The sequence below is a fragment of the Pseudomonas sp. GW821-FHT04D07 genome (assembly GCF_059420225.1).
In genome coordinates, this window is record NZ_JBWKTH010000022.1 from 48,287 (window position 1) to 61,498 (window position 13,212).

The following is a 13,212-nucleotide window of genomic DNA, read 5'->3' on the forward strand; positions in this document are numbered from 1 at the left end:
TAGGCGTCAGGCTAAATTCACAGCAAGCGCTGGTTCGGCGATTCGGAAAAAAACGCTGGGCATTATAAGCATTTTTGGGCGTGAGCGTCATTTGCGCTTATGTCAAGACTGCTATTAAATGCCACTGATCATAAAGGGTCCGTAAGTCGCGGATAGTAAAAGGGAATCGGTAGTGCTTGGACTCTTTGGCAAAAAAGCGCATTCGCTCCTGGGGATCGACATCAGTTCCACCTCGGTAAAACTCCTCGAATTGAGCCGCTCAGGCAATCGATATCGAGTCGAGTCCTACGCCGTGGAACCGTTGCCGGCCAATGCCGTGGTGGAAAAAAACATCGCCGAGCTCGAAGGCGTCGGGCAGGCCCTTGCGCGGGTGCTGCTCAAGGCCAAGACCAATGTGCGCGGCGTGGCCGTCGCGGTGGCCGGCTCCGCGGTGATCACCAAGACCATCGAGATGGACGCCGGGCTTTCCGATGACGAAATGGAAAACCAGCTGAAAATCGAGGCCGACCAGTACATTCCCTATCCCCTGGAAGAAGTGGCCATCGACTTCGAGGTCCAGGGCTATTCGGCGCGCAATCCCGAGCGTGTCGAGGTATTGCTTGCCGCCTGTCGGAAAGAAAACGTCGAGGTCCGCGAGGCGGCCCTGGCCCTGGCCGGGCTCGAAGCCCAGGTGGTCGATGTCGAGGCCTACGCCCTGGAGCGTTCCTTCGGCCTGCTCGCCGCGCAACTGGCCAGCGACCACGAGAAGCTGACGGTGGCGGTGGTGGATATCGGCGCGACCATGACCACCCTTAGCGTCCTGCATAACGGCCGGATCATCTACACCCGCGAACAGTTGTTCGGCGGCCGCCAGCTCACCGAAGAAATCCAGCGCCGCTACGGCCTGTCCAACGAAGAGGCGGGGCTGGCGAAGAAACAGGGCGGCCTGCCCGACGACTACGTCGCCGAGGTGCTGCAACCGTTCAAGGATGCCGTGGTCCAGCAGGTGTCTCGCTCCCTGCAGTTCTTCTTTGCCTCCGGGCAGTACAACGATGTCGACTACATCCTGCTCGCCGGTGGCACGGCGTCCATTGCCGGGCTCGATCACTTGATCCAGCAGCGGCTCGGCACGCCCACCCTGGTGGCCAACCCCTTCGCCGACATGGCCTTGAGCAGCAAGGTCAACGCCGGGGCCCTGGCCAGTGATGCGCCGGCCCTGATGATCGCCTGCGGTCTGGCCTTGAGGAGTTTCGACTGATATGGCGCGCATCAATCTTCTGCCCTGGCGCGAGCAACTGCGCGAAGAGCGACGCAAACGCTTCCTGACCGCCCTGGTCGGCGTGCTGGTGGCGGCGGTCGGCGTGGTTTTGCTGACCGACCAGTACTTCAGCGGCGCCGTTGACCGGCAGGTCGCGCGCAATGCCTACATGAACAAGGAAATCGCCCAGCTCGACGGGCGGATCAAGCAGATCAGCGAACTCAAGGCCCGTCGCCAGCAACTGATCGAGCGCATGAAAATCATCCAGGACCTGCAGGGCAACCGGTCCATCAGTGGGCGGATCTTCGATCAACTGGTGCGGACCCTGCCGGACGGCGTGTATTTCACAAACGTGAAGATGACGGACAAGATCATCGCGATCACTGGCGCAGCCGAGTCCAACAACCGGGTTTCAGACCTGATGCGCAATCTCGATGCCTCCGATTGGCTCACGGGGCCCACGCTGACCGAGGTCAAGGCGACCACCGCCGGTGCGGTGGACCAGGCCAATACGTTCCAGATGAGCGTGCGCCAGACCCAGCCAAAATCTGAGGGGGTGGCCAAATGAATGTCTCCGCCTGGGTGGAAAGCCTGCGCAAGATCGACCTTGCCGACCTGGACATGCAGAACATCGGCTCCTGGCCGGTGGTGGTCAAGGTGGCGAGCGGCCTACTGACGGCGATCCTGGTATTGGCCCTGGGGTACAACTTCTACATCAAGGACCTGATCGATCAACTGGACCAGCAACGCGCGACGGAAGTGACCCTCAAGGAGCAGTTCGCCACCAAGGCGCACCTAGCCGCGAACCTGGAGGCCTATACCCGGCAGATGCAGGATATGGAGGAGTCGTTCGGCGCCTTGCTCAAGCAGTTGCCGAGTGACACCGAGGTGCCGGGGCTGCTGGAAGACATCACCCGCACCGGGCTGGGCAGCGGACTGGAGTTCGAGGAGATCAAGCTCTTGCCGGAAGTCACCCAGCAGTTCTATATCGAGCTGCCGATCCAGATTACCGTGACCGGCGCCTATCACGACCTGGCCACCTTTGTCAGCGGTGTGGCTGCGCTGCCACGGATCGTGACTCTGCATGATTTCGAGATCAAGCCGATCGTGGCTACGCCGGTCGGTAGCAACAAGCTGCGCATGAGCATCCTGGCCAAGACCTATCGCTACAACGACAAGGGGCTGCAGAAATGAGCCGCTTGCAAGCGATCTGTGTGGCCATGTTGGCGCTGATGCTGGTTGGCTGTGGCCGCGGCAACGATTTCAGCGACCTGGATGCGTACATGAAAGAGGTGCGGGCGCGTCCGGCGGGCAATATCGAGCCGACGCCGAAGTTTCGCGCCTTCGAGATGTTCACCTACAGCGCCGCCGCGCTGCGCAGCCCGTTCCAGCCGCCGATGAAGATCGACTTGACCCATCGTGAGAAAGGCTCTCACGAGGTCAAGCCTGATCCGAACCGGACCAAGCAGTTCCTCGAGGGCTTCAACATCGAGCAGTTCGAGATGGTCGGTACGTTATCCAATGCCAGTGGCACCTTTGCTTTGTTACGTGGGGCGGGTGGTGTCCATCGATTGAAAGTGGGCGATTACCTGGGACGCAACGATGGCCGTATCGTGGCCATCACCGACGCTCAGGTCGAGGTGATAGAGCTCGTTCCGGACGGCGAAGGCGCCTGGCTGGAACGACCGCGCACCATCCCTTTGAAAGAGCACTCATAGTGGAATTCGATATGAACAGGATTATTTCATCCCTCGGCATTTCGCTATGGATAGCGCTGGTGTCGCCGATGGTGTTGGCGGCCAACCTGAAAACCCTGGATGTGGCGGCGTTGCCCGGCGATCGGGTCGAGCTGAAGCTGGGCTTCGACAGCCCGCCCGCCGCCCCCCACGGCTACACCACCGACCAGCCGGCGCGTATCGCCCTGGACTTGACCGGTGTCTCCAGCCAGTTGGCCAACAAGACTCGCGACCTGGGCGTGGGCAACGCCCACAGCGTGACCGTGGTCGAGGCCAAGGATCGCACGCGGCTGATTATCAGCCTGACCAAACTGGTGCCGTACAGCACGCGTATCGAGGGCAGCAATCTGTTCGTGGTGGTCGGCCTGGGTGCAGGGGCAGCCGGCACGGCCCAGGCCAGCGCGCCAAGGCCCGCGGCGGCGGTGCCGGTTCCCGCGCGAGCGACGCCCAAGCCCTATGTGGCGGCGGGGCGGGCGATCCGCAATGTCGACTTCCAGCGCGGCGAGCAGGGTGAGGGCAACGTGGTCATCGAGCTGTCCGATCCGTCCATCAGCCCGGATATCCAGGAGCGTGGTGGCAAGATCAGCGTGGACTTCGCCAAGACCCAGTTGCCCGATCCGCTGCGGGTGCGCCTGGATGTGAAGGATTTCGCCACGCCGGTGCAGTTCGTCAACGCCAGTGTCGTCGCCGACAAGGCGAGCATTTCCATCGAGCCCAGCGGTGCCTTCGATTACTCGACCTACCAGACCGACAACAAGCTGACCATCAGCGTACGCCCGCTTACCGTTGACGACCTGCAGCGGCGTAATGCCGAGCGCTTCGTCTACAGCGGCGATAAGCTCTCGCTGAACTTCCAGGACATCGATGTGCGTTCGGTGCTGCAACTGATCGCCGACTTCACCAACCTCAACCTGGTGGCCAGTGACACGGTGCAGGGCGGGATCACCCTGCGCCTGCAGAATGTGCCTTGGGACCAGGCGTTGGACCTGGTGCTGAAAACCAAGGGCCTGGACAAGCGCAAGATCGGCAACGTGCTGCTGGTGGCCCCGGCGGACGAGATCGCCGCTCGCGAGCGCCAGGAACTGGAGTCGCAGAAACAGATCGCCGAGCTGGCGCCATTGCGCCGTGAGTTGTTGCAGGTCAACTACGCGAAAGCGGCGGATATCGCCAAGCTGTTCCAGTCGGTGACCAGTGCCGAGTCCAAGGCCGACGAGCGTGGCTCGATCACCGTGGATGACCGCACCAACAACATCATTGCCTACCAGACCCAGGACCGCCTCGACGAATTGCGGCGCATTGTCGCCCAGTTGGACATTCCGGTGCGCCAGGTGATGATCGAAGCGCGGATTGTTGAAGCCAACGTCGGTTACGACAAGCAGCTCGGCGCCCGCTGGGGCGGCAAGATCAGTGGCGGCAACTGGAACACCTCGGGCGGTTCGCCGACCCTCTCCAAACTGACCGGCCAGAACGCCAGCACACCGTTCGTCGACCTGGGTGCGACCACCGCCACGTCCGGCATCGGCATCGGCTTCGTGACCAACAACACGACCCTGGACCTGGAACTCAGTGCGATGGAAAAAACCGGCAACGGCGAGGTGGTGTCGCAGCCCAAGGTGGTCACTTCCGACAAGGAAACCGCGAAGATCCTCAAGGGCACCGAGATTCCTTACCAGGAATCCAGCTCCAGCGGCGCGACTTCGGTGTCCTTCAAGGAGGCTTCGCTGTCCCTGGAAGTGACCCCGCAGATCACCCCGGACAACCGGATCATCATGGAGGTGAAGGTGACCAAGGATGAGCCGGACTACCAGAACGTGCTGAACAACGTTCCGCCGATCAAGAAAAACCAGGTCAACGCCAAGGTCCTGGTCAACGACGGCGAGACCGTGGTGATCGGCGGCGTATTTTCCAATACGCAAAGCAAAACCGAAGAGAAGGTGCCATTTCTCGGCGATGTGCCGTATGTTGGCCGCCTCTTCCGTCGAGACATTGTCTCGGAAGCAAAATCCGAGCTGCTGGTATTCCTGACTCCGCGTATCATGAATAACCAGGCGATTGCTGTGAGTCGTTGATTCTGTGCGAAATTTGATTCTTGTAGGGCCTATGGGGGCTGGAAAGAGCACCATAGGCCGGTTGCTGGCCAAAGAGCTGCGCCTGCCTTTCAAAGATTCCGACAAGGAAATTGAACTGCGTACCGGTGCGAATATTCCGTGGATCTTCGACAAGGAAGGCGAACCCGGCTTTCGCGACCGCGAGCAGGCGATGATTGCCGAGTTGTGCGCGGCCGACGGTGTGGTGTTGGCCACCGGCGGTGGTGCGGTCATGCGCGACGAAAACCGCCAGGCCCTGCACGCCGGTGGTCGGGTGGTCTACCTGCACGCTTCGGTGGAGCAGCAGGTCGGACGCACGGCCCGTGACCGCAACCGGCCATTGCTGCGCACCGCCGACCCGGCCAAGACCTTGCGCGACCTGTTGGCGATCCGTGATCCGCTGTATCGGGAAATCGCCGACCTGGTGGTGGAAACCGATGAGCGGCCGCCACGCATGGTGGTCCTGGACATCCTTGAACGCTTGCAGCAGCTGCCTCCCCGTTAAAGCGCGGGAGGAAATGCGCTATCCTCGACAACCGCCATGCTCGGTGTCGGTCATGGCTTAGAGCCATCGGGCCGCGTCCACACCAGACGCCGCCGACAATCGTTAATCCTGAGACTGGACGCCCGCGTCCATCTTCACTGTGGGGACACATGCAGACACTTAAGGTCGATCTTGGCGAGCGTAGCTACCCGATTCACATTGGCGAAGGGCTGCTGGACCAGCCCGGGCTGCTGACGCCGCACATTGCCGGTCGGCAGGTTGCGATCATCTCCAATGAAACCGTCGCTCCGCTCTACCTCGAGCGCCTGACCCGCAGTCTGTCGGCTTATTCCGTGGTTTCGGTGGTGTTGCCCGACGGCGAGGCCTTCAAGACCTGGGAAACCCTGCAGTTGATCTTCGACGGTCTGCTGACGGCCCGTCATGACCGCCGCACCACGGTGATCGCCCTGGGCGGCGGGGTGATCGGCGACATGGCTGGCTTCGCCGCGGCCTGCTACCAGCGCGGCGTGGACTTTATCCAGGTACCCACCACCTTGCTGTCCCAGGTCGATTCGTCGGTGGGCGGCAAGACCGGTATCAACCATCCGCTGGGCAAGAATATGGTCGGTGCCTTCTATCAGCCCAATGTGGTGCTGATCGATACCACGACCCTGAATACCCTGCCGCCGCGCGAGCTGTCGGCGGGCCTGGCGGAAGTGATCAAGTACGGCCTGATCTGCGACGAACCGTTCCTGACCTGGTTGGAAGAGCACGTCGACCAACTGCGCGCCCTGGACCAGAGTGCCCTGACCGTCGCCATCGAGCGTTCCTGCGCGGCCAAGGCCGCGGTGGTCGGTGCCGACGAGCGCGAGTCCGGCATACGCGCCACGCTCAACCTCGGGCACACCTTCGGCCACGCCATCGAGACGCACATGGGCTATGGTGTCTGGCTGCACGGCGAAGCCGTGGCGGCGGGCACCGTAATGGCACTGGAAATGTCCATGCGCCTGGGCTGGATCAGTGCCCAGGAGCGTGATCGCGGTATTCGTCTGTTTCTGCGTGCCGGCTTGCCGGTCATTCCGCCGGAGGAGATGACCGAGGCCGATTTTCTCGAACACATGGCAGTTGACAAGAAAGTGATCGACGGTCGCCTGCGCCTGGTGCTGTTGCGCCGAATGGGCGAAGCCGTGGTAACCGACGATTATCCGAAAGAAGTTCTACAGGCCACGCTGGGGGCGGACTACCGCACTCTGGCTCAGCTTAAAGGTTGATAGGATTCCGATGACCAGTTTGCATGCCGACGAGGCTTTCCTCGGCCATTACCAGTTAAGTCACGACCCTTTCGCTCCCCGGGTGCCTGGCTTCAAATTTTTCCCCGCCCAGCGCAAGCCAGTGCTCGGGCAATTGCATCACCTGGCCCGTTATAGCCAACTGCTGCTGGTGGTTACCGGCCCGCAAGGCAGTGGCAAGACGCTGTTGCGCCAAGCGCTGGTGGCGAGCACCAACAAGCAGTCGGTGCAAAGCGTGGTGGTCTCCGCGCGCGGTGCCGGCGATGCGGCGGGCGTGCTGCGGCAGATCGCCCAGGCGTTGAACGTCGCCCAGGCCGATATCCGCGAGATCCTCAACCAGGTGGTGCAACTGGCCCTGACCGGTCAGGAGGTCTACCTGCTGGTGGACGATGCCGAGTCGCTCGACGACTCCGCCATCGAGGCCCTGCTGGCCCTGGCGACCGGCGCGCCGGAGGGGCGACCGCATGTGTTCCTGTTCGGCGAATCGTCGCTGATCGCGGCGCTGGAGCAGCACGGCGCGGAGGAAGAACGCTTCCACGTGATCGAATTGCAGCCCTACACCGAAGAAGAAACACGTGAATACCTGGCCCAGCGTCTTGATGGCGCGGGCCAGGGAATCGAACTTTTTTCCGCTGAGCAGATCACTGAGATTCACGAAAGCGCCGAAGGTTGGCCTGGCAACATCAATCAGGTCGCCCGTGACGCCATGATCGAAGCGATGATCGCCAGCCGCTCCGCGGTGAAGCGTCCAAGTATGGGGTTCAAGATGCCTAAGAAGCAGGTATTGGCGTTGTCCGCCGTGGTGGTGGTTGCCGTCGCGGCGGCCTGGATGATTCCGGGTCGCAACAAGGCGCCGGCCAGCGCCGGCACAACCGCCAGCGAGCAGGCGCAACTGCCACTGGGACAGGTGCCCAAACCGAACGCCGCGGGTAATCCGACGGTGGAATTCGCCGGCAATTCGCAGCCGATGCCGCTACCGTTGGTCGGCCAGTCGCAGCCGGTGATGCGCGGTCCACTGGCCGAAGCGGCGGGTGGCAGTATTGAAGGTGATGATGGCATTGCGCCGCCAGTTGATGGTGGTCCGGCCAAGCCGCCGACCGTCACCACTATCGCGCCGCCTGTCGGCGTGCCAGCGGGCCCGACGCCGACTCCGGTGGCCAAGCCGGTACCGGCCCAGGTCGCCACCGCCAAACCGGCCCAGACCCCGGTTCCGGTGCCCAAGCCGGTCGCCAAGGCGCCAGAGAAAGCCGTTGAGAAACCGGCCGTGGTGGCCAAGGCCGCCGCGACGGGCCACAGCTGGTACACCGGCCAGGCGCCGGGCAACTATGTGGTCCAGATCCTCGGTACCAGCTCCGAGACCACCGCGCAGAATTTCGTCAAGGAACAGGGCGGCGAGTACCGTTATTTCAAGAAAGTGCTTAACGGCAAGCCGCTTTACGTGATCACCTACGGCAGCTTCGGCAGCCGCGATGCGGCCGTCAGCGCCATCAAGGCCTTGCCAGCGAAGGTTCAGGCTGGTAAACCTTGGCCTCGTACTGTCGCCAGCGTCCAACAGGACCTGGCCACAACTCGCTGAAGAATCGGCGGCCTTATCCAGGCCGCCTTCCCGGCACCTCAAAATTTCCGCAAGCGCATGCTGCTTCCAAAGCCGCGTGCCTTTTGGTGTCTGCGTCACAGTGGTTTTGAGTCGTTACGGTCAAAATTCAAAAATGTTTTGACTAGCATGAGATATCGCTTTAAACCTTTCATAAATGCGACATGAATTTTCGACGATTCGTCGTTAAGTTTGTGGGCGTGAATGTCGGTGTGTACAATGACCTCCCTTTTGCCCCTGCAAAGCCGGCGTACGTTCGGCGTGGATGGTAAGTGGTTGAATTGAAAAGAAATTTGCCTCGATAAAGAGGCAGCCTGGTGAGAAAGTGTCTATGAAAGCAGGTCTGTACCAACCAGATGAATTCAAGGATAACTGTGGTTTCGGCCTGATTGCCCATATGCAGGGCGAGCCCAGTCATCACCTGTTGCAGACGGCCATTGAGGCCCTGACCTGCATGACCCACCGCGGTGGGATCAACGCCGACGGCAAGACCGGTGACGGTTGCGGCCTTCTGATCCAGAAGCCGGACCAGTTCCTGCGCGCTGTCGCCAAAGCGACATTCGGTAGCGATTTGCCCAAGCAATATGCGGTGGGCATGGTGTTCTTCAACCAGGACCCGGTCAAAGCCGAAGCCGCCCGCGAACACATGAATCGCGAAATCCTCGCGGCCGGCCTGCAACTGGTGGGCTGGCGCAAGGTGCCGATCGATACCAGCGTCCTCGGCCGCCTGGCCCTGGAGCGCCTGCCGCAGATCGAGCAAGTCTTCATCGGCGGCGAAGGCCTGAGTGACCAGGCGTTCGCCATCAAGTTGTTCAGTTCTCGTCGTCGCTCGTCGGTGGCCAATGCCGCCGACACCGATCACTACATCTGCAGCTTTTCCCACAAGACCATCATTTACAAAGGCCTGATGATGCCGGCGGACCTCACCGCCTTCTATCCGGACCTTAGCGACCCGAGCCTGAAAACCGCGATCTGCGTGTTCCACCAGCGCTTTTCCACCAACACCCTGCCGAAATGGCCGTTGGCGCAACCGTTCCGCTTCCTGGCGCACAACGGCGAGATCAACACCATCACCGGCAACCGCAACTGGGCCCAGGCCCGGCGCACCAAATTCGCCAACGACCTGATCCCCGATCTCGACGAGTTGGGCCCGCTGGTCAACCGCGTCGGTTCCGACTCCTCGAGCATGGACAACATGCTCGAGCTGATGGTGACCGGCGGCATCGACCTGTTCCGTGGCGTGCGCATGCTGATTCCGCCGGCGTGGCAGAACGTCGACACCATGGACGCCGACCTGCGCGCGTTCTATGAATTCAACTCCATGCACATGGAACCGTGGGACGGCCCGGCGGGTGTGGTGATGACCGAAGGTCGTCACGCGGTCTGCCTGCTCGACCGCAACGGCCTGCGTCCGGCCCGTTGGGTAACCACCAAGAACGGCTATATCACCCTGGCGTCGGAAATCGGCGTGTGGAACTACCAGCCGGAAGACGTGATCGCCAAAGGCCGTGTCGGCCCTGGGCAGATCTTTGCCGTGGACACCGAAACCGGCCAGATCCTCGACACCGATGCCATCGATAACCGCCTGAAGTCGCGTCACCCGTACAAGCAGTGGCTGCGCAAGAACGCCTTGCGCATCCAGGCGACCATGGAAGACAACGACCACGGTTCGGCGTTCTACAACGTCGAGCAGCTCAAGCAATACATGAAGATGTACCAGGTCACGTTCGAAGAGCGCGACCAGGTGCTGCGTCCGTTGGGCGAGCAGGGCTACGAGGCGGTCGGCTCGATGGGCGATGACACGCCGATGGCCGTGCTGTCCCAGCGCGTGCGCACGCCGTACGACTATTTCCGCCAGCAGTTCGCCCAGGTGACCAACCCGCCGATCGACCCGCTGCGTGAAGCCATCGTCATGTCGCTGGAGATCTGCCTCGGTGCCGAGCGCAACATCTTCGAAGAGTCGCCGGAGCACGCCTCGCGGGTGATCCTCAGCTCGCCGGTGATCTCCCCGGCCAAGTGGCGCTCGCTGATGAACCTGGAGCGTCCGGGCTTCGGTCGCCAGGTCATCGACCTGAACTACGACGAGAGCGTCGGGCTGGAAGCGGCGGTGCGCAACATCGCCGACCAGGCTGAAGAAGCGGTACGCGCCGGTCGGACCCAGATCGTCCTCAGCGACCGCCATATCGCCCCGGGCAAGCTGCCGGTGCATGCGTCCCTGGCGACCGGTGCGGTGCACCATCGCCTGACCGAAAAAGGCCTGCGCTGCGACAGCAACATCCTCGTGGAAACCGCCACCGCGCGCGATCCGCACCACTTTGCCGTGCTGATCGGTTTCGGTGCCTCGGCGGTCTATCCGTTCCTGGCCTATGAAGTGCTGGGCGACCTGATCCGTACCGGCGAAGTGCTGGGCGATCTCTATGAAGTGTTCAAGAACTACCGCAAGGGCATCACCAAGGGCCTGCTGAAGATCCTCTCGAAAATGGGGATTTCCACCATCGCTTCGTACCGTGGTGCGCAGTTGTTCGAAGCCATTGGCCTGTCCGAGGAAGTGGTCAACCTGAGCTTCCGTGGCGTGCCGAGCCGGATCAAGGGCGCGCGTTTCGTCGACCTCGAAGCCGAACAGAAACTGCTGGCCAGCGAAGCCTGGAGCGCGCGCAAGCCGATCCAGCAAGGCGGCCTGCTGAAGTTCGTCTACGGCGGCGAATACCACGCCTACAACCCGGATGTGGTCAGCACCCTGCAAGCCGCCGTGCAGCAGGGCGACTACGCCAAGTTCAAGGAATACACCGCGCTGGTGGACAACCGTCCGGTGTCGATGATCCGCGACCTGTTCCAGGTGAAAACCCTGGAAACGCCGCTGTCGATCAGCGACATCGAACCGCTGGAGTCGATCCTCAAGCGCTTCGACTCGGCGGGTATTTCCCTGGGGGCCTTGTCGCCAGAAGCTCACGAAGCCCTGGCCGAAGCCATGAACCGCCTGGGTGCGCGTTCCAACTCCGGCGAAGGCGGCGAAGACCCGGCGCGCTACGGCACCATCAAGAGCTCGAAAATCAAGCAAGTGGCGACCGGCCGTTTCGGTGTGACCCCGGAGTATCTGGTCAACGCCGAAGTGCTGCAGATCAAGGTGGCCCAGGGTGCCAAGCCTGGTGAGGGTGGCCAGTTGCCTGGCGGCAAGGTCAACGGCCTGATCGCCAAGCTGCGTTATGCGGTACCGGGCGTGACCCTGATCTCGCCACCGCCTCACCACGACATCTACTCCATCGAAGACTTGTCGCAGCTGATCTTCGACCTGAAGCAGGTCAACCCGCTGGCGTTGGTCTCGGTGAAACTGGTGGCGGAAGCCGGCGTTGGTACCATCGCCGCCGGTGTGGCGAAAGCCTATGCCGACCTGATCACCATTTCCGGTTATGACGGCGGTACCGGTGCCTCACCGCTGACCTCGATCAAGTATGCCGGCGCGCCATGGGAACTCGGCCTGGCCGAAACCCACCAGACCCTGCGTGGCAACGACCTGCGCGGCAAGGTCCGGGTGCAGACCGACGGCGGCCTGAAAACCGGCCTCGACGTGATCAAGGCGGCCATCCTCGGCGCCGAGAGCTTCGGCTTCGGCACCGCGCCGATGATCGCCCTGGGCTGCAAGTACCTGCGCATCTGCCACCTGAACAACTGCGCCACTGGCGTCGCGACCCAGAACGAGAAGCTGCGCAAGGACCACTACATCGGCACCGTCGACATGGTGGTGAACTTCTTCACCTACGTCGCCGAGGAGACCCGTGAGTGGCTGGCCAAGCTTGGTGTGCGCACCCTTGAGGAGCTGATCGGGCGTACCGATCTGCTGGAAATCCTCAAAGGCGAAACCGCCAAGCAGAACCACTTGGACCTGACGCCGCTGTTGGGCAGCGATCACATCCCGGCGGACAAGCCGCAGTTTTGCCAGGTCGAGCGCAACCCGCCATTCGACAAGGGCCTGCTGGCCGAGAAGATGGTCGAGATGGCCCTGCCTGCGATCAACGATCTCAGCGGCGCCGAGTTCGCTTTGGATATCTGTAACTGCGACCGTTCCATCGGCGCGCGGATCTCCGGTGAAATCGCCCGTCGTCACGGCAACCAAGGCATGGCCAAGGCACCGATCACCTTCCGCTTCAAGGGCACCGCGGGTCAGAGCTTCGGCGTCTGGAACGCCGGCGGCCTGGACATGTACCTGGAAGGCGACGCCAACGACTACGTGGGCAAGGGCATGACCGGCGGCAAGCTGGTGATCGTTCCACCCAAGGGCAGCGCCTACAAGACCCAGGACAGCGCCATTATCGGCAACACCTGCCTGTACGGCGCCACGGGCGGCAAGCTGTTCGCCGCCGGCACCGCGGGCGAACGTTTCGCCGTGCGTAACTCCGGGGCCCACACCGTGGTGGAAGGCACCGGCGATCACTGCTGCGAGTACATGACCGGCGGTTTCGTCTGTGTACTGGGCAAGACCGGGTACAACTTCGGTTCGGGCATGACCGGCGGTTTCGCCTACGTGCTCGACCAGGACAATACCTTTGTCGACAAGGTGAACCACGAGTTGGTGGAGATCCAGCGGATCAGCGGCGAAGCGATGGAAGCCTATCGCAGCCATCTGCAACGTGTGCTGGACGAGTATGTTGCGGAGACCGACAGCGAGTGGGGGCGTAACCTCGCCGAGAACTTGGATGACTATCTGCGGCGCTTCTGGCTGGTCAAGCCGAAGGCGGCCACCTTGAAGTCGTTGCTGTCCAGCACCCGTGCCAATCCGCAGTGATGCGC

Annotated in this window: 9 protein-coding genes; all 9 read left to right on the forward strand. The window is 62.1% G+C overall.

Annotation, left to right across the window (positions count from 1 at the left end):
- Window positions 1–172: 172 nt before the first annotated feature.
- The 9 genes from AC07T0_RS22625 (at window position 173) to gltB (ending at window position 13,207) form a co-directional block, all read left to right on the forward strand.
- Complete coding sequence (locus AC07T0_RS22625) at window positions 173–1,237, forward strand: pilus assembly protein PilM (RefSeq protein WP_248795934.1); 1,065 nt, start codon at window positions 173–175, stop codon at window positions 1,235–1,237.
- A 1-nt stretch (window position 1,238) separates the two neighbouring features.
- A complete protein-coding gene (locus tag AC07T0_RS22630) occupies window positions 1,239–1,805 on the forward strand; it encodes a PilN domain-containing protein (RefSeq protein ID WP_495003276.1) in 567 nt (188 codons plus the stop codon).
- Window positions 1,802–2,431 carry a type 4a pilus biogenesis protein PilO gene (pilO, locus tag AC07T0_RS22635; protein WP_495003277.1) on the forward strand — a complete coding sequence of 210 codons (630 nt, stop codon included), beginning with the start codon at window positions 1,802–1,804 and terminating at the stop codon, window positions 2,429–2,431. Before AC07T0_RS22630 ends, pilO begins: the two co-directional genes overlap by 4 nt.
- Window positions 2,428–2,955, forward strand: coding sequence for a pilus assembly protein PilP (locus tag AC07T0_RS22640; RefSeq protein ID WP_495003278.1), 528 nt, complete (start codon window positions 2,428–2,430; stop codon window positions 2,953–2,955). Before pilO ends, AC07T0_RS22640 begins: the two co-directional genes overlap by 4 nt.
- A gap of 11 nt (window positions 2,956–2,966) precedes the next feature.
- Window positions 2,967–5,042 carry a type IV pilus secretin PilQ gene (locus AC07T0_RS22645; RefSeq protein WP_495003279.1) on the forward strand — a complete coding sequence of 692 codons (2,076 nt, stop codon included), beginning with the start codon at window positions 2,967–2,969 and terminating at the stop codon, window positions 5,040–5,042.
- A gap of 4 nt (window positions 5,043–5,046) precedes the next feature.
- The gene (gene aroK, locus AC07T0_RS22650) at window positions 5,047–5,565 is read left to right on the forward strand and encodes a shikimate kinase AroK (RefSeq protein ID WP_042935610.1); all 519 of its coding nucleotides are present in this window, start codon (window positions 5,047–5,049) and stop codon (window positions 5,563–5,565) included.
- 149 nt (window positions 5,566–5,714) lie between these two features.
- Window positions 5,715–6,815: a 3-dehydroquinate synthase gene (gene aroB / locus AC07T0_RS22655; protein WP_495003280.1), complete on the forward strand. Its 1,101-nt coding sequence runs from the start codon at window positions 5,715–5,717 to the stop codon at window positions 6,813–6,815.
- A 10-nt stretch (window positions 6,816–6,825) separates the two neighbouring features.
- Complete coding sequence (locus AC07T0_RS22660; protein ID WP_495003281.1) at window positions 6,826–8,409, forward strand: AAA family ATPase; 1,584 nt, start codon at window positions 6,826–6,828, stop codon at window positions 8,407–8,409.
- A 349-nt stretch (window positions 8,410–8,758) separates the two neighbouring features.
- Window positions 8,759–13,207: a glutamate synthase large subunit gene (gltB, locus tag AC07T0_RS22665; RefSeq protein ID WP_495003282.1), complete on the forward strand. Its 4,449-nt coding sequence runs from the start codon at window positions 8,759–8,761 to the stop codon at window positions 13,205–13,207.
- Window positions 13,208–13,212: the final 5 nt, after the last annotated feature.